The 22,599-nt window shown below is 50.3% G+C and carries 21 protein-coding genes; 6 read left to right on the top strand and 15 right to left on the bottom strand.

All coding sequences use genetic code 11. The features are described from left to right. Nucleotides 1–118 precede the first annotated feature (118 nt). The gene (locus tag AGRI_RS04535; RefSeq protein ID WP_008983821.1) at nucleotides 119–850 is read left to right on the top strand and encodes a pseudouridine synthase; all 732 of its coding nucleotides are present in this window, start codon (nucleotides 119–121) and stop codon (nucleotides 848–850) included. On the opposite strand, the gene AGRI_RS04540 is transcribed toward AGRI_RS04535, so the two are convergent. Further along, nucleotides 827–2,029, bottom strand: a complete 1,203-nt coding sequence (locus tag AGRI_RS04540) for an MFS transporter (protein WP_008983822.1) — start codon at nucleotides 2,027–2,029, stop codon at nucleotides 827–829. The genes AGRI_RS04535 and AGRI_RS04540 overlap by 24 nt on opposite strands. Before the next feature lie 254 nt (nucleotides 2,030–2,283). Between AGRI_RS04540 and AGRI_RS04545 the strand changes: the two genes are divergently transcribed. The 3 genes from AGRI_RS04545 (at nucleotide 2,284) to AGRI_RS04555 (ending at nucleotide 5,600) form a co-directional block, all read left to right on the top strand. Next, nucleotides 2,284–3,351, top strand: coding sequence for an alkene reductase (locus AGRI_RS04545; RefSeq protein ID WP_008983823.1), 1,068 nt, complete (start codon nucleotides 2,284–2,286; stop codon nucleotides 3,349–3,351). Nucleotides 3,352–3,517: 166 nt separating this feature from the next. After that, nucleotides 3,518–4,861, top strand: coding sequence for an MFS transporter (locus tag AGRI_RS04550; protein WP_008983824.1), 1,344 nt, complete (start codon nucleotides 3,518–3,520; stop codon nucleotides 4,859–4,861). Between the two features lie 133 nt (nucleotides 4,862–4,994). After that, a complete protein-coding gene (locus tag AGRI_RS04555) occupies nucleotides 4,995–5,600 on the top strand; it encodes a DUF5610 domain-containing protein (protein ID WP_008983825.1) in 606 nt (201 codons plus the stop codon). A gap of 27 nt (nucleotides 5,601–5,627) precedes the next feature. On the opposite strand, the gene paeA is transcribed toward AGRI_RS04555, so the two are convergent. Continuing rightward, nucleotides 5,628–6,917 (bottom strand): polyamine export protein PaeA, encoded by a 1,290-nt coding sequence (gene paeA / locus AGRI_RS04560; RefSeq protein ID WP_008983826.1) that lies wholly within the window; start codon nucleotides 6,915–6,917, stop codon nucleotides 5,628–5,630. A 209-nt stretch (nucleotides 6,918–7,126) separates the two neighbouring features. Between paeA and AGRI_RS04565 the strand changes: the two genes are divergently transcribed. Continuing rightward, nucleotides 7,127–9,160 (top strand): tetratricopeptide repeat-containing diguanylate cyclase, encoded by a 2,034-nt coding sequence (locus AGRI_RS04565; RefSeq protein ID WP_008983827.1) that lies wholly within the window; start codon nucleotides 7,127–7,129, stop codon nucleotides 9,158–9,160. A 102-nt stretch (nucleotides 9,161–9,262) separates the two neighbouring features. Here the strand turns inward: AGRI_RS04565 and AGRI_RS04570 are convergent, their stop codons facing one another. The 8 genes from AGRI_RS04570 to AGRI_RS04605 are packed head-to-tail and all read right to left on the bottom strand — an operon-like array spanning nucleotide 9,263 to nucleotide 15,874. Next, nucleotides 9,263–10,690: a proton-conducting transporter transmembrane domain-containing protein gene (locus AGRI_RS04570; protein ID WP_008983828.1), complete on the bottom strand. Its 1,428-nt coding sequence runs from the start codon at nucleotides 10,688–10,690 to the stop codon at nucleotides 9,263–9,265. Continuing rightward, the gene (locus AGRI_RS04575) at nucleotides 10,683–12,194 is read right to left on the bottom strand and encodes a proton-conducting transporter transmembrane domain-containing protein (protein WP_008983829.1); all 1,512 of its coding nucleotides are present in this window, start codon (nucleotides 12,192–12,194) and stop codon (nucleotides 10,683–10,685) included. Before AGRI_RS04575 ends, AGRI_RS04570 begins: the two co-directional genes overlap by 8 nt. Beyond that, nucleotides 12,194–13,612: a complex I subunit 5 family protein gene (locus AGRI_RS04580; RefSeq protein WP_008983830.1), complete on the bottom strand. Its 1,419-nt coding sequence runs from the start codon at nucleotides 13,610–13,612 to the stop codon at nucleotides 12,194–12,196. Before AGRI_RS04580 ends, AGRI_RS04575 begins: the two co-directional genes overlap by 1 nt. After that, on the bottom strand, nucleotides 13,612–13,896 hold the full coding sequence (locus AGRI_RS04585) for a Na+/H+ antiporter subunit D (RefSeq protein ID WP_008983831.1): 285 nt from the start codon (nucleotides 13,894–13,896) through the stop codon (nucleotides 13,612–13,614). Before AGRI_RS04585 ends, AGRI_RS04580 begins: the two co-directional genes overlap by 1 nt. Continuing rightward, nucleotides 13,889–14,803, bottom strand: coding sequence for a Na(+)/H(+) antiporter subunit B (locus tag AGRI_RS04590; protein ID WP_008983832.1), 915 nt, complete (start codon nucleotides 14,801–14,803; stop codon nucleotides 13,889–13,891). The genes AGRI_RS04585 and AGRI_RS04590 overlap by 8 nt, the downstream gene beginning before the upstream one ends. Continuing rightward, the gene (locus AGRI_RS04595; RefSeq protein WP_008983833.1) at nucleotides 14,803–15,108 is read right to left on the bottom strand and encodes a cation:proton antiporter; all 306 of its coding nucleotides are present in this window, start codon (nucleotides 15,106–15,108) and stop codon (nucleotides 14,803–14,805) included. Before AGRI_RS04595 ends, AGRI_RS04590 begins: the two co-directional genes overlap by 1 nt. After that, a complete protein-coding gene (locus AGRI_RS04600; RefSeq protein ID WP_008983834.1) occupies nucleotides 15,105–15,377 on the bottom strand; it encodes a monovalent cation/H+ antiporter complex subunit F in 273 nt (90 codons plus the stop codon). The genes AGRI_RS04595 and AGRI_RS04600 overlap by 4 nt, the downstream gene beginning before the upstream one ends. Further along, nucleotides 15,374–15,874: a Na+/H+ antiporter subunit E gene (locus AGRI_RS04605; RefSeq protein ID WP_008983835.1), complete on the bottom strand. Its 501-nt coding sequence runs from the start codon at nucleotides 15,872–15,874 to the stop codon at nucleotides 15,374–15,376. The genes AGRI_RS04600 and AGRI_RS04605 overlap by 4 nt, the downstream gene beginning before the upstream one ends. A gap of 272 nt (nucleotides 15,875–16,146) precedes the next feature. Here AGRI_RS04605 and AGRI_RS04610 point away from each other — a divergent pair, with 272 nt between their 5' ends. Next, the gene (locus AGRI_RS04610) at nucleotides 16,147–18,030 is read left to right on the top strand and encodes a propionyl-CoA synthetase (RefSeq protein WP_008983836.1); all 1,884 of its coding nucleotides are present in this window, start codon (nucleotides 16,147–16,149) and stop codon (nucleotides 18,028–18,030) included. An 83-nt stretch (nucleotides 18,031–18,113) separates the two neighbouring features. Here AGRI_RS04610 and AGRI_RS04615 read toward each other — a convergent pair whose 3' ends face one another. The 5 genes from AGRI_RS04615 to AGRI_RS04635 form a co-directional block, all read right to left on the bottom strand. Then, on the bottom strand, nucleotides 18,114–18,422 hold the full coding sequence (locus tag AGRI_RS04615) for a DUF6170 family protein (protein WP_008983837.1): 309 nt from the start codon (nucleotides 18,420–18,422) through the stop codon (nucleotides 18,114–18,116). A gap of 103 nt (nucleotides 18,423–18,525) precedes the next feature. After that, nucleotides 18,526–20,625, bottom strand: coding sequence for a YjbH domain-containing protein (locus tag AGRI_RS04620; protein ID WP_008983838.1), 2,100 nt, complete (start codon nucleotides 20,623–20,625; stop codon nucleotides 18,526–18,528). Further along, a complete protein-coding gene (locus tag AGRI_RS16170) occupies nucleotides 20,625–21,386 on the bottom strand; it encodes a capsule biosynthesis GfcC family protein (protein ID WP_008983839.1) in 762 nt (253 codons plus the stop codon). The genes AGRI_RS04620 and AGRI_RS16170 overlap by 1 nt, the downstream gene beginning before the upstream one ends. Beyond that, complete coding sequence (locus AGRI_RS04630; protein ID WP_202800785.1) at nucleotides 21,383–22,006, bottom strand: YjbF family lipoprotein; 624 nt, start codon at nucleotides 22,004–22,006, stop codon at nucleotides 21,383–21,385. Before AGRI_RS04630 ends, AGRI_RS16170 begins: the two co-directional genes overlap by 4 nt. 161 nt (nucleotides 22,007–22,167) lie before the next feature. Continuing rightward, complete coding sequence (locus AGRI_RS04635) at nucleotides 22,168–22,575, bottom strand: hypothetical protein (RefSeq protein WP_008983841.1); 408 nt, start codon at nucleotides 22,573–22,575, stop codon at nucleotides 22,168–22,170. Between the last annotated feature and the right edge of the window lie 24 nt (nucleotides 22,576–22,599).

A 22,599-nucleotide genomic window follows, 5' to 3' on the forward strand; every position in this document is an offset into this window, starting at 1 on the left:
GCGGGGGCCAATGGCCCCCTACCACTAAACAAGAGTGAAATATCCAGGAAGGAAGGTGTAACGGCTGCTAGTATGCCGTTATGCTGTGGCAATTTTATGACAGTTCACTGGCAATTCCGTGACAATTTCTGATACTCCACCACCAAGCAGGCTTGCGGTACTGATTGCGCAAAGTGGGCTCTGTTCGCGTCGTGCCGCCAGTCGCTTAATCAGTGCTGGCAGAGTGACGGTAGCCGATAAAGTCGCCAGTCACACCTTACATTTGTCTGATAGCTCGACAATCCGGGTGGATGGTAAACCACTGCCCGGCCGTCCGGCGTCTTGTTATTATCTGTATCACAAACCAGTCGGTATTGATTGCAATATCCGCCCGGACGATCCGGCCAGCATTGCGAGTGTGCTGGCACAACTTCCCGAGCGACTCTACCCGGTGGGCCGGCTGGATAAAGATTCCCGCGGGTTATTATTGCTCACCAATGATGGCGCCTTAACACAACGCTTACTGCATCCGGATTCACATCAGCCGAAAACCTATCTGGTTACCGTCGACAAGCCCATTACCGCAGAGCTCAGCCAGCAGTTTGCCGCAGGGATTAGCTGGCATGTCGGACCGCATCAATATCAGGCCAAGCCCTGTGAGGCGGAAGTTCTTGCCCCATACCAACTAAAAATCACCTTAAAAGAAGGTCAAAACCGGCAAATTCGTTATATGTGCCGGGCATTGGGCTATCGGGTACTGGATTTATGCCGGGTTGCCATTGGTGAGCTGCAGTTGGGGGCACTTGCAGCGGGCGCTTTGCGGCCAATCAGTGCAGAAGAATTAGCGTTACTGCAAACTAGGGCGTGTTGACGTTTGCTGCTTATAACGCCATAACAGCCAACACAGTGCCAGCGTGACACTAAACATCAGTACCGAACCGAGCACCACACCTTGCCACTGCCCTGCTTGCCAGAACGGCTGCAAATAGAGGGTCCCGGAGCTGGCCCCCAGATAGTAAAACACCAGATAAAGCGCACTGGCACTGGCTTTCGCCCTTGTGGCATGCTGACTGACCCAGCTACTGGCCAGTGAATGGCACAGAAAAAAGCCAAAAGCACTGACAAAAAAACCGGCCGCAATCAGCAGCAGACCTGACCCCAAGGTGATAACAGAGCCTAAGATCATAATAAGAATGCCTACCGCCATCGCTAACGGCGCACCAAGTTTTGCGGCGATCTTTGCTGACAGCGCCGAACCCAAAGTGCCGGTGAGATAAGTCACAAACAACAAACCAATCAAACTACTGCTTAATAAAAACGGTGCCGCCGCCAGTACGAAGCTGATATAGGTATACTGATTTAAAAACACCAGAAAATTTAGCCCGCCAATCAGATAGACCAGTAGTAACAACGGCTGGCGCAAATGAAAGAGGTTGTCGCTAAGGGCTTGCTTGAAGCGAAACGAGGTACGCTGAAATTGGGTAGACGCGGGCAGATAACGCCAAATCAACCAACAGCTGATCAGGCCAAGTAAGGTCATCGGATAAAATACCCACTGCCAGTGCCCTAAATCGGCCATAGCACCGGATAATAAGCGGCCGGAAATACCACCGAGCGAATTGGCACTGATATAAAAGCCAACCGCGGTGACCAGAGCAGGTTTGCTATACTCTTCGCCCATCCAGGCAATAGCAATAGCCGGCAAACCACCTAAAAACAGCCCCTGTACCGCACGCCAGAACAGCAAAGCTGAAAAAGACTCCACCTGACTTAACATCAGGGTACTGAACGTCATCCCGGCCAGAGTAATTAACAATAGCTTTTTCCGGCCCCAGGCATCCGACAGTGCCGCATACACCAGTAACGACAAGCCAAGACAAAGTGTGCCGATAGTATAGACCCAGCTTACTGTCAGTGCCGATAGCTGAAACTGCCGGCTTAGCTCCGGTAATAGTGGTTGCATCAGATGCAGGTTGGCAAACACCGCCGCAGCTGCCACACAAAGTGCCAATGCACTGCGATAAAACGCCACCGATTTATATTCAATCAATGTCTGTCGTCCCACTACGCCACTACTTCGACACAGACGGCCATTGTACCCGAAATCCCTGCTCCCGACACGCCACTCTTCGTTACGACTCCGGTACCGGTCCGACCTCAGACCGGTACCGGAGTGCGGTCTGACTAGTAGCCGAGTAGAAGACTTGCAAAAAATCGAAAGAAAAGACGGATTATTTGCACTGGTCTAACCGCTGCACCGCCCATATCTATGTCACACGAAGAAACCACAACCACCGGAGTGTTATGAATACTGTCTTTTCCCCGATTAAACTGGGCGCAGTCGCGCTGAAAAACCGCATTGTGATGGCGCCATTAACCCGTTGTCGTGCGACTGTCGATCACTACGCCACCGCACTGATGGCTGAACATTATGCCCAGCGTGCCAGTGCCGGCTTGTTGATCGCCGAAGCGACCATGGTTGCTGAGGGTAATTCGGCATTTTATCGTGAACCTGGCATCTACTCTGCCGCCCATGCCGAAGCCTGGCGCCAGGTCACCCAAGCAGTACATGCGAAAGATGGCAAAATTTTCCTGCAGATCTGGCACGGTGGCCGCGCTTGTCACCCGGCATTAAATAACGGCAAAGTGCCGGTATCTGCCGGCACCACCGCCATTAACGATTACACTCATACCCCTGAGGGCAAAAAAGATTACACCGCGCCACGTCAGCTAACCACAAATGAAGTGGCAGAGGTGGTCGAACAATTCCGCCAGGCGGCGTTTTATGCCAAACAAGCTGGCTTTGACGGCGTGGAAGTACACGGTGCCAACGGCTATTTGATTGACCAGTTCCTGCGTGATGGTATTAATAACCGTAATGACCGTTACGGTGGCAGTATCGAAAACCGTGCCCGCTTCCTGCTGGAAGTGCTGGATGCCGTGATCAGCGTCTGGGGTGCCGACCGGGTTGGTTTACGCTTATCACCTCTGAACAGCTTTAACAGCGCGAAAGACAGCGACCCGGTAGGTCTTATTTCTTACCTGGCAAAAGTGTTAACTCCGTTAAATCTGGCCTACCTGCATCTGATGCGTGCCGACTTTGCCGGTTTACAGTTTGGCGACGTGGTCAGTGCAGCACGCGCTAATTATCAGGGTAACTTACTGGTAAATATGGGTTACGATCTGGCAGAAGCGAACCAGGTAATTGGTCGCAACCAAGCCGATGCCGTCGCGTTTGGCAGTGCCTTTATCGCTAACCCCGATTTGGTTGAACGGCTGGCTCAGGGCTTACCGCTGGCGCAGCCTGATGTGGCGACCTTTTACACTCACGAAGCTCAAGGTTATACCGATTATCCTCGCGCCAGCGCCTAAAAGTTGAAACACTGGTCAGACCGGTACCGGAGTGCGGTCTGACCAGCTTAATGCGGCCTGCTTGCAGCTGGCGGTCAGCTCGGGTACAGTTGTGAGGTCAAGAATGGGGTGAGATCGGCAGATCTGGCCCCTTTTTACCTTATATACTAATAACGAGAAACTTCTTATGCATGACGCATCCTGGCGGGATTTGCCCCCGCCCACGCCTTTTTATCGCTGGATGGTGTTGCTGTTTGTCAGCCTGGCGATGTTTGGTAACTACTACATTTATGACTCGCTCTGGCCTATCGTCGATTTACTGCGCGAACAACGCGGATTCAGCTATCAGCAAATTGGTTGGCTTTCCACTGCCTATAACGTAGCGGCACTGCTGGTATTACTGGCTGGTGGCTATTTGATTGACCGCTGGGGTACTAAAAGAGCCATTACGCTGTTTGCCTTGATTTGTTTATTTGCCGCGCTGGTTACCGCCTGGAGCCCGAATTTTGAGATGATGCTGGCCGGGCGCTTTTTGCTGGGTTTAGGTGCCGAACCCCTGATTGTTGCCGCTACCACCGTACTGGCGAAATGGTTTAAAGGCAAGGAACTCAGTTTTGCCTTTGGTATTAACCTGTCCATTGCCCGTTTAGGCTCTACTGCCGCTGACTGGTCAACCGGTTTTGCCAGCCCGCTTTACGCCAACTGGCAAGACCCATTGTGGCTGGCGACCGCCGTAGCCGGGATTTCAGTTAGTGCCGCTATCCTGTACTGGATTTTAGAACGTCGCGCCGAAGGCCGTTACGGCCTGGGCGTGGTTGAAAATAACGAAAAATTGGAATTTAAAGGCCTTTACAGCTTCAGTGCCTCGTACTGGTATGTGGTAGCGCTTTGTGTGGTGTTTTATGCCACCGTATTTCCATTTCGTAGCTTTGCTATCGACTATTTTCAGCAAGCGCATGGCCTGGACCGCGAAGCCGCCGGTATTCTCAGCAGCATTTTGCCGGTAGCCGCCATTATCGCGACGCCGCTCTTTGGTCTCTGGGTCGATCGCATCGGCAAACGCGCCCTCTTTATGGCCGCCGGCTCGCTGGTGCTACTGCCGCTGTTTTTAATCGTCACCTATGCGCCCGCCGGTCCGCTGGTGGGCATTAGCATCCCCTTTATTGGCAGTGCCGTGGTGCCACTCACCTTATTACTGGTGATCACCGTACTGGGCATAGTGTTCTCACTGATCCCAGCCGTTATGTGGCCTTCTGTTGCCTATATCGTTGATGGGCGCCGTCTCGGTTCGGCCTATGCACTCATGACCTTTTGCCAGCAAATCGGCTGGGCAATAGTGCCGCTAACCATTGGTTTCCTGAACGATAAGTTTATGGCTGGCCCGGATAATATCGGCGGCTATACACCGGGTATGTGGCTTTATACCGGTATGGCATCACTGGGTTTATATTTCTCTTATAAACTCTGGCGCACCGAGCAAGGCCCGCATGGTCATGGTCTGGATACCATTACCAGTAAAAACTCTGCCTGACGCAGTACCGTTAATAGTTAACAAAGGAGCCGGCAAAGGCTCCTTTTTTATTCCCGGTAACTAAATTTCGGCTAAAGTTTACACTAAGCTGGCCGTTAACCCGTTAAGGCCAAAATGTAACAGGAGCGCCGCTATGAGTACCATCAAACCCGATGCCGCGATTAATGCTAACCGCCAGACTGCCTTTAAAACCGAATTGCCGGCCAGCGCCAATGTCAAAGCGCAGGAAAACTACAGTCAGATGCTGGAAAAAACCGGCAAGGCGCAGATGAATGCCGCCATCCTGCAAGCCAACGAAAAAGTGGCATTACAAAGCGGTAATAATTCGCTGAGTTTATTGTACAAGACTGCGCTGGAAGGTATTAACAAAGAGCTGGAGCCAATTTTTGGTAAAAATGCCGCGCAAAAAATTTATGACTCCGGTATCGACACCTCACCGGAAGCCACTGCCGGCCGTATCGTTGGCTTTGCTACCAGCTTGTTTTCTCTATATCAGCAACAGCGCCCATCTGATGACCAGGAACAACAGCTGGATGAATTTATGGCTGTAATTGGCAAAGGCATAGAACAAGGCTTTGCCGATGCGATTAAAATTCTCGAAGGTCTGCAGGTTTTTAATGGTGAAGTAAAAACCGGCGTCGATACCACCTACGATTTAGTGCAACAGGGTTTACAGAGCTTCCGCGAAAAGATGCTGGAAAGCTTTACCAAGCCTGAGCAGCCAACTGCGTCTGAGTGATAGCGCTCCCTGATTAAAGTATAGTGCTCACGGCTGCTCTATCCGGGTTACCAACAGCTGGTCTATTTTGTAACTATCAATATCGACCACTTCGAATTTATAGCCGCCGTGCAGCACAAAATCAGTGCGTTTCGGGATTTTGCGCAGGCTGTACATCATAAAACCAGCGATAGTTTCGTAATTCTCTGCATCGGGAAAGCTATCAATACCCAGCACCCGCATTACGTCGGCCAGTGGCGTTAAGCCCTCCACCAGCCAGGAGTTGTTATCCCGGGCTACGATTTGATCTTCTTCTGAGCTGACTAACTCACCCATGACGATACTCATCACATCTTTTAACGTGATAATGCCCACTACCAGCGCATATTCGTTCAGGATAATCGCGAAGTCGATACCTGCTGACTTAAAGTGTTCCAGTACTTCGTACAGTGACAAGGTATCCGGAATAATCAGTGGCGCCCGCACTATGCCCTCTTTACTCAAAGAAATAGGTTGGTCATGCAGCACCTGCATTAAAATATCCCGGGTATCAACATAACCCACCACCTGATCCAACACCTTGTCGCATACCAGAAATTTGGCATGCGGATGCTCGGCAATCTTGGCTTTGATATTGTCTTGCGATTCATCCTTGGTGAAGAAAATCAGGCTCTCACGCGCAGTCATTGCCGAGGTCACGGTGCGGGATTCCATATCAAACACGTTTTCCAGCAGTTGATGCTCGTGCTCCTGTAACACCCCCGCCTGAGCACCGGCATCCATCATTGCCATAATATCGTCAGGCGTAATGTCATCTTTGCGCATCGTTGGTACTTTAAACAAACTAAAGAATAAGTTTGCCAGACCGTTAAATAACCAAACAAAGGGGCGAAGTACCAAAATAAGAAACAACATCGGCGACACGATACGAAGTGCGATTTGTTCAGGTGCAATCATCGCCAGGCGTTTTGGCATAAGATCAGCAAACAAAATAAATAAGGACGTAACAAAAAATACCGACAAGGTAAAAGCCGCCGGCTGTACCCAGGGCTCTGAGCTAATCAGTGCCAGTAAGCTCGAAAAATAAGGGGTAAAAGCCGATTCACCCAGAATACCGCCGAGGATTGCAACGGCATTTAGGCCAATTTGCACCACCGTAAAAAAGTTACCCGGATGTTCCTGCAACTGCAGTACTTTTTCTGCCCGCACATCGCCTTCAGTTGCCAGCATCCGCAATCGCATCTTGCGCGATGCGGCCAGAGCAATTTCAGAGATCGAAAAAAACGAACTGGCTGCGACCAGCAAAAACATCACCAGCAGGTATTCAAGGGTTGTCATAGATTATCCGCAACAAAGCTATTAAAAAGCGCCAGAGCCAACAGCTGTCAGCTACGCCATTGGTAGTATACGTTATTTCACTGTTTGGCTGACGCTATTATCTGGACTTTACTGAAAAATTTAGTTACAACTACGGCTAATATATAGCGAGCTGCGATAATAATATGCTTAAGTCAGCGCTTACAGTAGCCATCCTGTGTTGTAGTTTTATGACAGCCTCTGTGTCGCCGTCAGCTTATGCTTATACTCAGGATCTGGATAAACCGCTAACGGTGTTATCGATACAACAAGCACAAGACGCGGAGCTGGAAGCGCAGCTGGACCGCTACCTCAACCTTGAATTTCGTGAACCGGAAACAGCTGCCGCTTTACTACAAAGTATTGTAAACCAGCTGGATGACACTACCCCCATTGAAACCTACGTTAGAGCAAGGACTTACCAAATCCTGGCAAAGTTTTACAGCAGACAAGCCGACGATGAAACTGAAGCAATGCAGTTACTGACCGCACTGCAGGCAAAAGCTGATAAACCTATTACTGTCAACGCCTTAACGGAAATCAATACACTCCAATTGCAGGTGCTGCTGTTAAAATCACAGCTAAACGAAGCCTATCTGCAAGCTGAAACAGTCAAAGAATACTTAGCGGATACCAATAATCCACGCATCCTCTATTGGACGCACGGCATGCTGGGTAATCTCGCCCGCACCGACGGCCAGTTTGAACAGGCGTTGGTGCATTACAGTAGTGCCATGGATGCACTGCAACAATTGAATGATGACCGTTTACTGCTACGCCGCTCGTCCCTGAACTGGCAAACGGCTCTGGTATATACCGAGCTAAAAAACTGGACGCAGGCCAGACCGCTACTCGAAAACCTGATTGAAGAAGTTAAAAAGCATGGTCAGGACGATTACTTAGGTGATCTTTATCTGGCACTCGGTTATGTGCTGAGTATGCAAAAAGATTTTCAGGCGGCGGAGCAAATCAACCAGCAAGGGCATGACTTAGCCAGAGCGCGCAAACAACCATCTTTAGCGCTGACCTTTATGAATAACCAAGCTTCAATTCTGATTGAAGAACAACGCTATGCCGAAGCTAAAACCATGTTGGAAACAGCATTAGCGGAAGCTGAAGCGTTAGAAGATCCCAACACTTATCAGATTATGCGCTTAAATTTGGGCTATATCCGCGTGATGCAGGGCGATACTGCGGCCGGTTTAGCACAGATGGAGGCGGCCTATGCGTACTATGAAGAGTTTGGCGTTAAGACCGAGCTGGAAGGCCATCTGGAATGGCTGGCCAAGGCCTACCGCGCTGCCGGCGATTATTTAAAACTGGCAGATACGCTGCAAAAGCAAATGGCGCTGCGTGAGGAAATTTTCTCTGAAAACAGAGAAAAGCGGATCAATGAATTGCAAAGCCGTTACGATCTCAAATCCCAAGCACAGCGAATCACCATTTTGCAGCAGCAAAATGATTTGCAGGAAGAGCTGATTAAAAACAAACAACTACAACAACAAATCACCCTACTATTTATTATTCTGATGGGGCTGGCTGCCGTGATGCTGGTTCAGTTGTACCGTAAAGTACGCCGCTCTAATTTGCGGCTGCGGGAAATGAATAAACAACTGGAATATCAGTCGCTGCGCGATCCCTTAACGGGCTTGTATAACCGCCGCGCCATGCAGGAAAAGATGGCAAAACGCCATCAGGAAAGCCAACCCGCACGCTGTGCACTCTTACTGCTGGATATCGACTTCTTCAAACATATTAATGATCATTATGGCCACGCTGCCGGCGATGCGGTGTTGATTGAAATCAGCCAACGCTTACAGGCGCTTTGTCAGGAGTCGGAACTATTAATCCGCTGGGGTGGTGAGGAGTTTTTAATCGTGTTGCAGCGCCCACAGCAAGACGACATCGACCAGCTCTGCCAGACACTGCTCCATAAGGTGTCTGAGCTGCCAGTACTGTTTGAAGGCAAAGAAATTCCCGTTACCATCAGCGGTGGCTTTATCAACCTGCCCTTTGCTGGCGTGCCAGAGCATCAATTCAACTGGGAACGCGTACTTCAGGTGGCCGATATGGCACTGTACCTGAGCAAAGTGAACGGCCGTAATCAAATCAACCTGGTAACCGGCCTGAATGTGCCGTTTGCTGATGCCGAACCCCATCTGCAATCCGATCTGTCAGGCGCCATTCGCGAGAACATGATCCAACTCCACACCATCAACGGCTAACTTATCCACACGTCTCCGGTACCGGCCCGACCAGTTTATCCACAGCACTCCGGTACCGGTCCGAGGTCAGAGCTCATACCGGTACCGGAGACGTGTGGATAACTATAGGGGTTGGTAGAGGCGTTTCAGTTTTAGTGAGGTGAAAAACACCCAGCGCTGCCTGCGACCAAGCTGCAGCAGCCAGCTACCGGCGAAACGCTGTAACAGATAATAAGTTGGCAGGGCCATTAGCAGTGGCCATATCGCAGCCCAGATAGCAGCAGCCGTCAACGCCTGTAAACTTAAGGAGGTATAAGAAGTAATGCCCAGCGGTAGCCAGACCGAAGCACTAGCTGGCATCACCCCACTCCAACTCAGTAGCACCGCGGCGACAGCTAATAACAGCACCGGCCCGCGCTGCAACCAGGGCATATTGCTGGCTGAAGTCTGGCTTAGCAACGCCAGTTGTTCGGCCTTTAGTCGCATCAGTAAATGACAAAGTGCCAAGGCGGTGCAAAGCGCGCCTAAATATAGTAAGTTTGCCGCCGGCAAGGCGAAGGCGGCAGTAGCTTGTTTTAGTGCTGTTTTCGCCATAGCGCCACTCGTAAATGGCAAGGCGGCTAAACTGACGATAAAGAAACCCAGTAACAGCTGATCCCCAGTGCCAAACCGATAACGACTGGCACTGCCAGCAAGTAAAAACAGGGCACCTTTGGCAAAGGCATGATGCGCCGCATAGCCAACCAGTGCAATCAGCGCCAGGCTCTGCTGCGCGGGCGGCAACAACCAGCTCAAACTCAATAACATTAGCAGATAGCCCATTTGGCTAACCGAAGAATAGGCCAGGATTTGTTTGCTTTTTTGCTGGCAAAGTGCCGCCAAGGCACCAAAGATAGCCGATACAAACCCCAGCCATAACACCCCCTGCCCCCATTGCTGCAGCAGGGGATCTGTTGCCGGTAAGAATAGCCACATACCAAAGATCCCGGCCTTGATCATAGCGCCGGATAACACCGCACTGGCCGCTGCCGGTGCCACAGGATGCGCCTGAGGTAACCACAGATGTAGCGGAAAGAATCCGGCTTTTAGGCCAAGCCCCAGCACAAACAGGCTGATAGTTAGATGATCCAGAGGGACATTTTGCCAGCTTTGCCAATCATAAAGCCCACCGGCCGCACTTGCCCGCAGCACCAGTGCACTAAACAGCAGCAACTCCCCTATTACCGCCAGCTGCAAATACAACCTTCCAGCGCGCCGGGCTTGCTTAGTGCCACTGTGCAGCACCAAGCCGGTTCCGGCCAGACTCATCATACTAAAGCCGAGATAAAAACTCAGGGCATCCTGTGCCGCAATCAACAGCACATTCCCGGCAAAACACAGCAGCATAAACAACCAATAACGACCCGCCCGCGGATCCTGTTGCTGACTGCTCAAGCTATACAACAGAGCCAACAACCAAAGCAGCAGTGTAAACAACAGCCAGCCCTGACTGACCGCAGAGGTAAAACCCAGACCAGCGCCGGGCCAGAGTAAATGGCTCAGATCAATCATCAAAACTAAACTCCCGCTCGACAATCAGCTCGCTCCAGCTGAGCGGGCTAAGCTCGGTACTGGCGAACAGCCCCATTAATAGAATTAAGCCCAGCGTAAACATCGACGGCGCCAGCAGCATCCAATGCGTTTCGAAGCGCGATGACAACCGCTGAGGTGAGGGCCAGGCGCTGTACTGCACCCCAAACCAGATCCGGTAAACTACCGGCAAAAAGTAGCAGGCATTTAACAAGCCAGATAACACGAATACCAGAATTACCCAGGGCTGTGCCACCTCAGCCGCACCCAGCCCCAAGTACCATTTACTAATAAAGCCCGCCGCTGGTGGAATGCCAATCATTCCGAGCGCCCCGATAGTAAAAGCCAGCGATGTCATAGGCATCTGCCGGCCAACACCGTTTAACTCACGAATTTTATGGATCCCCAATGTCTCGGCATAATTACCGGCGCAGAAAAATAACGTGATCTTCATTACACCCTGATGCACCAGATGCACCAAAGCTCCCACAGCCGCCAGAGGCCCGAGCAGGGCCACACCCAACGTAATGTAAGACACCTGACTAATGGTCGAATACGCCAGGCGCTTTTTCAGATCCTGCTGCGCCAGGGCGCGCCAGGAGCCAAATAAAATGGTAAAAGCAGCTAAAAACAGCAGCGGCCAGGCCAAATCGAGGGCTCTGACTACCTCTACGCCAAAAACATCATATACCACCCGCACAATACCGAAGGCTCCGGCTTTCACTACTGCTACCGCATGCAATAAGGCGCTGACCGGTGCCGGTGCCACCATCGCCTGAGGTAACCAACCATGTAACGGGAATAACGCCGCCTTTACGCCCAGACCGGCAATCAGCAGAGCAAAAGCGACTTGCAAAAGTATACTTCCGGAAGCAAGCAGTGGTGCCAGATAACCGCCGGGTGTAAAGTCCGGGCTACCGGCCAGCAAATGCAATAGCGACACACCTAACATCAACAACAAGCCGCCACTTAGGGTATAAGCCAGATAACGACGTCCGGCAGCAAGCGATTGTGGCGTTCCCCGATGTACCACTAATGGAAAGGTTGCCAGCGTCAGCAGCTCATAAAACAGTAAGAAGGTAACCAGATTACCCGCCAGCGCCAACCCCACAGTGGCACTAACACAAAGACTAAAATAACCGAAAAAGCGCGAACGCAGCGGTGAATGCTCTAAATAGCCAATGGCATAAATCGTCGTCGCCAGCCATAGTACCGACGACAACACCACGAACAACAGCGATAAGGCATCAGCTTGTAAGATAAGATCTGCGCCCGGTAAAAAGGCGATCCGGTAATAATAACTCTCACCCTCTTTTACCCCTTGCCACATCAGAAAAACTAACACCAATTTCAGCGTGACACCCAACAGGTTTAAAAACGTTCGTAGCGCTACCTGCTGCTCCTTTAGGGTAAAGATCAACAAGCCCGGTAGTAGCGAGCTTAGCACTATCAGTAGCGGCAAATAGTCCAGTAACCAGGCTTGCATTACAGCTCCTGCTTTAACAACGTTAATAGCGGCATACTAAACAGCGCCATCGCCCAAACCGCTAATGCAGGTAACAACGCCAAATATTGCGGTAAGCGCTGTGGGGCGAAATCCGGAGCGGTGGGTTCAGCACGATCAAAGGCTAACACCACGACCCGAAATACATAGGCTGCCGCCAGTAAGGTCGCAACCGCTAATACCAATAACCAGAAATACTGCTGACTTTGCCACAACCCCAGTAACAGAGCCCATTTGGCCAGAAAGCCACCGCTGGGCGGTAAACCAATTAAACTGCCACCGGCCACCGCAAAAGCAAACATCGCCAGCGGCATTGTCTGGCTGGCACCTTTTAGCGCACTAACCTGTTTTGAACCCAGCGTTTGCTGCAACTCGCCCATCGCCAGAAAACTTGCTGCTTTCGCCAGTGCGTGCGCCAGCACAAATAGCCACAATGCGGCGACAAACTCAGGCAAATTAAAGCGCAACACAAAGGCCAGAGCCAAAGTCGCGTAACCCAACTGCGCCACGGTTGAGTATGCCACCAGCGATTTGCCGTAAGGCGTGCGCAAGGCAGCAATACCGCCGAACAGCAAAGCTCCAAGGGCCGCCAACGCAAACAAATAAGATGCCGGCAGCCAAAATGCTTGTGGTGCCAGCTCTGTCCAAACCAGATAGAGAATAAACAGCGGGCCTTTTACCACCAATGCCGACAACAACGCACTGACCGCCGCCGGTGCCGCGGCATGAGCCGCCGGTAACCAAATATGCAATGGCCAACAGGCTGCTTTCAGCATTAGGCCCAGTGTTATCAGGAGCAGCGCCATGGCGTTCAGGCGATTTGCCTCTAGTTGCCCGGCCAAAAGCGGCAGATCCAAGGCGCCATAACCGGCATACAGCAGTGCCACCCCAAGCAAGTAGCAAAGTGATGCAAATAACGAAAACAATAAGTAATTCAATGCTGGCTTTAGTGCTTTATCACCCGATAGCGTGACCAGAGCCACCGCTACCATGCCAAGCAACTCGAGACAGACATACCAATTGAACAGATCCCGCGCTAACCATAATGCCTGTAAGCTGGCCAGCAGCAAGCTACTGAGTGGCCAGAATGCTGCCGGCAAACGGTCGCGAGCTTGTACCGCTAAGGCATAACCTGACACCAATAAATGCAACAACGCCGAAAGGAGCAATAATAATGCGCTAAGGCTGTCGGCTTGCCAGCGGATCGCCAGTAGCGGGCTCCACCCGCCCAGTAACCACTGCTGTTCACCATGCAATAAAATTTGCTGTAAAAAGTAACCGGCCAGCGGCACCGACAGCAGCGCTACCGTTACATGCAGGCTGCGGGCAAAACGTGGCCAAAGCAGCATCAATAAGGCTGCGCTAAGCGGCAAGGTTACCAACAATAGTGCCGGAAACATCAGTCGGCCCTCGTCAGTAAACGTCCGAGCAATGCCAGCGCAAAAGCGGTCGCACTCACGGCTACGACCAGGCCGGTCAATACCAGTGCATGCAACACACTGTCGGCCGGCTCTCCCTGCATCACGGGCCGATAGGCCAAGGTTACCATCAACATAAAGATGCCAGCGCCGATCACGTTTAACGCCAGAATACGACGCAATAATTCCGGACCACGCCACAAACCGAGGCCGCCAATTCCGACCAGCAACACAGCGGTGCCAAGATACAAATAAAAGCTAAGCATCCGCGACCTCCGGTTTTGGCTCGCCGACCACTAACAAGGTTAAGGTCACCGCTATTGCCAGGGTGGCAAAACTTTCCACTATTAAAATTACCGCACCGGCGATGGACTGTGGCCAGCTTAACCACACAGCACCCAAATCTTGCAGCAGCAGGCTAACAGCCCCCGCCAACACAAATGCCAGTAAACCGCCGAGCACTAACATTCTTACCCAGAAATGCCGCCAGCTTAGCCAGCTTAATTGTTGATTTAGCCTCAAAATCACCAGGCCTGATGCCAATAACGCGCCGGCCTGAAAGGCGCCACCGGGCGCTGCGGCACCGCGCCAAAGCAAATAACCACTGACCAGCAATAACAATGGGCTTAGCAGCCTGCTCCAGCTGATACTTAACGACCAACCGCGATAACGGGGCAAATCGCCCGGTGCCTGCCTTGCCCCCAGTAATGCCAATAGCAACACTAACAGTTCCAGTAGGGTATCCCAGGCACGGAAATTGAGCAGTACGGCGGTAACCGGATGGCTAACCCCGCTTTGCGGTAAATGTTGCTGCACCAGAGCAGGAATAGCAGAGCTGGGTTGTAGCGGGATCTGCGATAGACTTGCCAGTAATAGTGCAGTGACTAAACCGATAAATGTCAGTGGTCGCCACAGCGCCGGTTGCGGATAAGCCGGTTGTTTGGCATAACGCACCAGCGCAGTAAAACATAAGGCACCGGTTAAACCAGCTCCAATAGCCGCCTCGGCCAATGCCAAATCCGGGGCTTTTAACCGGGCCCAGGCCAATGCCATCATTACGCCAAAGGCAATAAACAAGGTTACCGCCTGGGTCAGGCTGCGGCTGAGCATTGCCGCACCCGCTAACAGCAGTAATAGCGCACAAAGCACCAGATCAAACAGCAATAACGCCATTAGTCCTCCTGCTGCGTAGCAGATTCCGACGGCTGCTCGTCGCTAAAACGCGCCAACAACTGACAAGACACGGCACCGGATGCCATCACGATCAGCCAGATCAATGCCATTAACAGCCCTTCACGCCAGCTACTTTGTAAACTCAGCCCCAGCACCAGCAACCCAAGGCCAAGCGTATCGGCCTTGGTAACCGCATGCAAACGGGAAAAACTATCGGGAAAACGCAGCAAACCTATACTGCCCGCCAGGAAGAACATTAAGCCCAGCGCCAGCAAAAGCCAGCTTATCATCAACATAATTGTCATAGTGATGTCCTCTGCCGTGACCGTTGTTTTTGCTGTCGCAGCCGCTGCACCAGTGCGGCCGGCGCAGCAGCCGCCAGAATGGCTAGCAGTAAGGCGACATCCAGTAGGGCTGGTAGCGCAAAAACTTTACTGAGTACCAACAAAATGGCGACACCGGTACTACCGAAGAGTTGAATAGTTAAGAGTCGGTCCAGCAGCGCAGGACCTTTTAGCACGCGCCAAATCCCCAGCAGCATCGAGAATAGTAAGATTAGGGCCACGACACTCATGGTTGCTCTCCTGACCCACTTTGGCCAAAAAGCCGTGCCAACTGCCACTCCAGGGCGGCAATTTCCTGTTGCCAATTAGCCGTTTGATCTAACACATGCAGCCGTAACATGCCGTCTGGTTGCAAACTTATTGTGCAGGTGCCGGGTAATAAACTGATCAGAGAAGCCAATAACAACCGGCTGGCAGGTGAAGTGAGCTGGCTTTGATAGTGACAAAAGTTACTACTGTCCAAAGGGCGCCACCCCAAAGCACGCACCGCGACATCAAAACCGCCCAGCAACAACTGACGACCGAACAACAACAAACATGCAGGCAGATAGCGCCAGCGCAGCGCCGGCATAGGTAGCGGATAATGCCACTGCCACAGCAGCAACAAAGGAAGCAGCAAGGTGAAGAAGCCCCAGCCGGAATTAGCTGTTAACACTGCCCAGCAGGCCGCTGCAACCAAACCAAACCACAACGACCGACGGAGGAACAACCACAACGTAATTGTCATATCGCACCGCCTAAGTTAACAAATCACTCGCGATTATTACAAATAACCGAGCAGAGATCGATAAAAGCCGCCGACTTTCAATCCCCAAACCAGAAACAACTTATCCACACGTCTCCGGTACCGGACGGAGGTCAGAGCTCTTACCGGTACCGGAGACGTGTGGATAAGTTTTGTTGAGAGGATTGGCAAGGCTATAGCCTATAGTCTAAGTTTTATTCAGCGTGAAATTTTGTAAAGTGTCGACATAACGTCCCAAAAAAGAGGCAAAAACCATGTCTTACCGTACCGAACACCAAGAATCAGTCGACAATGCGGCAAAATTCTGGGCTGATAAAGCGAGCAAGCTGGCCTGGTTCAAGCAACCAACCCAGGTCTTAACTGAACATCAGGGACAATATCAATGGTTTGCCGATGGCGAACTTAACACCAGCTATCTGGCTCTGGATTATCATGTTGAACAGGGCCGTGGTGAGCAAGCAGCGCTGTTTTATGATTCACCGGTCACCGGCAGCAAACGCTGCTACAGCTATCGGGAGTTGCGTGATGAAGTAGCGAAATTCGCCGGCGTTTTAAAAGCTCAGGGCGTAGGCAAAGGTGACCGCGTTGTGATCTACATGCCGATGGTGCCAGAGGCCGCAATCGCCATGCTGGCTACGGCTCGTTTAGGTGCGATTCACTCGGTGGTTTTTGGTGGTTTTGCGCCACACGAGCTGGCTGTGCGGATTGACGATGCCAGTCCGAAGGTAGTGGTGAGTGCGTCCTGTGGTATCGAAGTAAACCGTATTATCAGCTACAAACCGTTACTGGACAGTGCCCTGGAAAAAGCCAGTCATCAGCCCGAGCGCTGCATTATTTTGCAGCGGCCACAACACAGTGCCAGTATGGTCGCCGGGCGAGATTTAGATTGGCATCGCGAAATGCAACAGGCCGCGCCTGCCGGGCCGGTTGCGGTAAAAGGCACCGATCCGCTGTATATACTGTACACCTCCGGCACCACCGGTAAGCCCAAGGGGGTGGTACGTGATAATGGCGGCCATGCCGTGGCGCTGCACTACAGCATGCAAGCGATTTACAATATCAAACCGGGCGAAGTATTTTGGGCTGCATCCGATGTGGGTTGGGTAGTTGGCCACTCTTATATCGTCTATGCACCATTACTGGCTGGTTGCACCACGATTTTATATGAGGGCAAACCGGTGTTTACACCCGATGCCGGTGCCTTCTGGCGGGTTTGCGCCGAATATGGCGTTAAGGCTATTTTCGCAGCGCCTACTGCATTTCGGGCGATCCGCAAAGAAGATCCGCATGCCGAATTAATGAAACAACATGACCTGAGCAAACTCGAAACCATCTTTATGGCTGGCGAGCGCTTGGATCCGCCGACTTATCACTGGGCCTGTGAAGTCTCCGGCAAACCGGTGATTGATCACTGGTGGCAAACCGAGACCGGTTGGGCTATCTGTGCCAATTTAGCCGGTATCGAATTATTGCCAGCCAAAGCCGGTTCCGCCACCCGGCCAGTACCGGGCTACAATGTACAAATCCTGAATGACGAAGGCCAACAGGTTGCTGCGAACCAGCAAGGTAATATCGCCATTCAATTGCCTTTACCACCCGGCTGTTTAAGTACTATCTGGGGCAATCCAGACCGTTTTTTCGCGGGCTATCTGAGCCAGTTTCCGGGCTACTATGCCACCGGCGATGGCGGTTATCTGGATGAAGACGGTTATTTATTTGTGATGGGCCGAACCGATGATGTGATTAACGTTGCCGGGCACCGCTTATCCACCGGCGAAATGGAAGAGATTATCGCGTCGCATCCCGCCGTGGCCGAATGCTGTGTAATTGGCTTACCAGATGAACTAAAAGGCCAGCAACCGGTTGGTTTTGTGCTGCTGAAAAACGGTGTCACCACCGATGCTGAAACGGTTCAACAGGAGTTAGTGGCCTTAGTTCGCCAGGAAATTGGGGCTGTTGCTTGCTTTAAGCGGGCATTGGTGGTGCCGCGCTTACCGAAAACCCGCTCAGGCAAAATCTTACGTAAACTGCTGCGGCAAATCGGCGAAGGCGAAAATTACCAAATTCCTTCGACTATCGATGACCCGGCTAGCTTGCCTGAGCTAGAAGCCCTAATGAAAAAACACGGCTTAGCCTGAGTTATCCACATGTCTCCGGTACCGGTAGGAGGTCCGAGATCGGACCGGTACCGGAGTCGTGTGGATAATTCTTAAGTTTTTATTTATTCAGCATGTTCAGGGAATTGCTGCAGGCGAATGCCAGCAAAAGATTTGCGGCATAAATAAAAGGTAATTGGCCGGGTAATCAACGGATACAACACCACTAATAACGCCACATATCCGGCTATGGCCCAGCCCTCAGCGCGAGCTATTAGAATAAACAACACTGATAAAATAATTAACTTAATAATATTAAGCGTAATTTTTGTTGGCGCAGGCAAGCGGTCAGCGGCAGCACGAATCACCTGCATCCGTTGCGAAAAATTCAAGCCCTGCAGTTCAGGGATATTTTTGCTATTAAAATAAATCATTAGTTCCACCTATAAACGCAAAACGCCTCGTTACAACTGGTAAGACCGGTACCGGAGACCTGTGGATAAACTGGTCGGGCCGGTACCGGAGACGTGTGGATTATTAGTCGAAGAACGGTGAGCGCTGCTCGGTTATATCAATTAACTTGATGGGGCGGTTCAATGGTTGCCCTCCATCTCTGCCAATTGGTACCCAAGGTATTCTGCCTCGCCCTTTGGCTGGTTTTACGGAAAATAGATCGAATGGGATCGAAATATAAAATCCTTTTGTAAAACTGCCCTCACCGTAGTCAGCGGAAGATGCATCGGTTATAGCCGCATAACCGCCCACGATAATGCCGCTATCAAATCGCTTAGCAAAATCAAAATTTACCCCTTTATCTTTTGCTAAAAACTGACCGATATTAAACGTTAGTCGGGTATCAGGTAAGAAACTCGGTTGCCAATAGATATTGAAATGCCCAGTCAGTGTTTTGTAATCGAAGAAGCTGAAATCATCTTCATAAGATCGTTGTCTGACATAGTTCAAATCAAAACCAAAAGAAAAAGTGCTATCAACAGGGCGATATAATACTTCAGCACCCGCACCACCAAACATGGTTTCAAGATAGCCGGCATAAGCCTGCGCAAAAACGGCTGGCGCAATTTCCTTCTGCCAATGGCCATACATATTCTCCATACCAAATTTACTACGGGTGACATATTCCCTAACAAAGGTTCTCACGCGCGGTAATCGGGACTCAATAGCATCAACTTTAAAGTTAAATTTATCGAAGTTTTCCAGAACCGTTAGCTTCCCAGTCGCTGCTAAGCTAAAGTCCGAGTTAAAACGGTATCCAGCGCCAAGGTAAAGACCACCTTGATACATGTAGAAATATTCAGGATTACCAAAAGATTGTACCCAGAACACTTCTGCACCGGTATAAAACCCCTTGTATTCTGGTACCTCTACTATGCTAAGTGAATTTTCATCAGGTTGCTGTCTTACATAAGTCGATCGAATATCTGGTTGAAGCTCCTGGTAAGCAACGGCACTCACAAAAGCATCAACATCAATCACCTTTTCTACCTGAACCAGGTTGTTGGCGTGCTCCACAACCCGAATAGTTTTAATGTGCTCAGGTAACTGGGAAGCAATAATCCTACCTACTCGCTCAGTGGCCTCATTATCATCACGGTAAGCAAAGCTGGTTCCGTGAATAATAAATTCGTTATTTGCGACATGAATAGTTTTAGGTAGAAATGCCGCGTTATAGTAGAGATTCGTCGTTAGCGTATTAAAGTTAATACTTGCAGGATGCTGTGAACGATCAGCGGATACAGCAACAGGTGCGGGTTTAATTTTTATCTGGTTTGCACTGTGCATATTGAAAGCGTAATGCACACCAAACCCTACAGTATTACCTCGCTGATAATTTAAATCAAAGGTCAAATCTTGCCAGCGATAGGATGCGCCAAAGTTCCAGCGCGAATTTTGTGGTAATTCACCTGCGGCATCATTAACATAATTGTTACCCTCATACTCAAGCTTGAGCGTTAATGGTTGCCAGGGCGTTTGATAGTCAACACCACCAAATAACGAGGCAGCACCTTTAAAAAACTTACGAAACTCTATCTTACCACCCTGACCACTAATACCACCCGGTCGCTCACAAAAGCTCTGTCTCACCTCACAAAAAGGGTTAGTAATATTACCCGCCGCCCCCAAGTAACCCCAGCCCATACCGAGATGAAAATCAAAAGCTCCCAGTTTTTTACTTAGGGAAACGAACTCACTTTCAAATAGCCCGGTACCACCAAAGTCCCTCAGGCCAATGGCAACTTCCGGGGTGTAATTACTTTCTTGCCAAACTCTGAATTTAACGTCAAGACCTTTATCTTTGAGTGTTTGATCATTACTAAATCCAGGCGAATCGCTGTAAAGCCTAGTCCGCACATCTGTATAACGTGCCGAGGTTTCCAACCATGGAAAAAGCTGAATACTAACGGACCAAAAACGGTACTCATTATTGTCAGTATAATTTAATGAAACACTCCCTTCATCTGCCATCCGGGCGGTAGGAACTTGAATTAACCCCACACCGCCATGCACTGCCTGTGATGGTTTTGCCGCAGATAACTGCCAGGAAGACTGCGCATTAGCCGCGAAAGCTGCGTTACAAGCTATTGCTAAAAGCGACAATGTAAAAGCATTCTTTTGCATCAGTAGACCCTATTCACTGCAAGAGTAATTAATAATTCATTAATCTCTGCCATCTCGTCTGATAGCCAACCAACCTGAAAAGGAATAATCACCATTGCGCCGGGCTCTGGTTGCAGCTGACTGGACTGCCACAATTGAACTCCAGCCTTAACAACTTCTCCATTTGGTTTCACCACATATAAGTTAGCCGTGTCAGCAAAAGACGAAAGTCTAATATTCTTGATATATTCGTTCAGCGATGTAGCTGGTTGATAGGCAAGACGAACAGACGATGAAATCGCCCCGACAAAAGATAGATATGAGGGGCGTTCATTTAATAACAATTGATAAGTACCAGGCGTAAAACGTGGATTCTTGGCCGGTGCTATTCTGGCAAGATCATAATCAACAGTAATTAGTACACGTTCTGCTAACTGCCAGCCAGAAACCTCTGCTTGCAGGGCTAACAAAACATTTTGTTGCTCTGGCGTACTGTTAGATGCGATATGCTGTAACTTAGTCAATAATACTTGTCTTTGTGGTTCCAAGCTAACCGTGTTTAACCGAAACAGCTTGCTGGCCGGCCAATACCACTGTTGTTTTAATGCTACCGGCTCCAAAACTTCGGCTAAGGTGGGTAACTGCTCAAATGCATATAAAGTGCTGTTAACCCGCACTTCAACTTTTGCGTCAGTTGTAAGAGCATCACTTTGCTCCATAGCTGTCAAATCCGTTGTTGCTACCGCCAACAGCGTTAATAAGAAAAACTCTTTTATACTCATAGCTGCTCATCCCCGGCGACAACTAAACCACGGCGTTTTAACGCTCGAACTACCTCGCTCACATAAACCAGTTCGTAGGACGCTTGCCCGGCGGTAAGTTGCTGGCGGGACTGCAAGACTCGCCCAGTTTGAGCATCCAGCCAATACAGATTTTGCCAACTACCATCAAAACGCCAGAATCGAGGCTTAGTATCAATTGCAACCTGCTCGATCACTAACACTGTTGGTAAAACATGGTTAAAATATGTGAGTTGATAATTGTGGTGTTCCGAAAATGTTGAGCGCAATTCGGTACCATATTCACCGAGCTGCCAATCCGCTGCAGTTCGCCACTGTGTGCCTCGGAACGCTCCCTGCTTAAGCGGATCAGCCTGGCGATTACTTAGAAATAGTAAATCATTGCCCAAACCAAGGGTTCGCACAATACGGCCACTCTCAGTAACCACCATTTCCTGTTCGCCAGATACCCACTTAAATTGCTGCTGCTCAATAAAAGCCAAAGCTAATGCAACTCTGGGTTTTTCTCCCTGACGTAAATACATAAAATCGTATGGTGCCTCAGCTATCGCCGAATAAGTTAACGACACATCTTCTGGCGTGCTAAGCGCTAATTTAAACATCTCATAATATGTTCGGTAAGTGCCCGCACATGCGCTGAGCAGGCTAACGCAAACTAAAACCGCCAGCAGTTTTACCTTTTTTATTGTCATTTATACTGTACCCTGATAAAGAACCGGAACAAAAAAGCCGCCTTCTGGCGGCTTTTTTTCAACACTATCCGTTATGGGGTAGTGATAATAGCAGGGTAAGTTGAAGTCACTGGAACCGTAATGGTAGTGGTAGCGGTACCGGTACCAGTTACAGTTACCGTTGTACTGTTATTGGTACATACACCGGCAACCGGCTCACCATCGCCTTCATTACAAATCAATCGGATTTGAGGTGTAGTTGTGGTTACAGTACCTGGTGGCGGTGGTGGTGGTGTAATTGGTAACACGCCCGATTCCTGTGCGTTCGCAATAATAGCGGCAGCAACTGCTGCAGTTACACCCAACGCTGTGATAGTCGCTACAGTAACACCACCCAAACCAGCAACGCCAGTACCACCGGCCGTCGCGCTAGACTCAGTTTGAGCTGATACGCCTAAAGATAATGTTAAAGCCAACGCTGCTAAAGCGAATTTTTTCATTGTTGATCCCTCGTTTAAAAACTT

The organism is Alishewanella agri BL06, assembly GCF_000272005.1.
Taxonomy (GTDB): Bacteria; Pseudomonadota; Gammaproteobacteria; order Enterobacterales; family Alteromonadaceae; genus Alishewanella; species Alishewanella agri.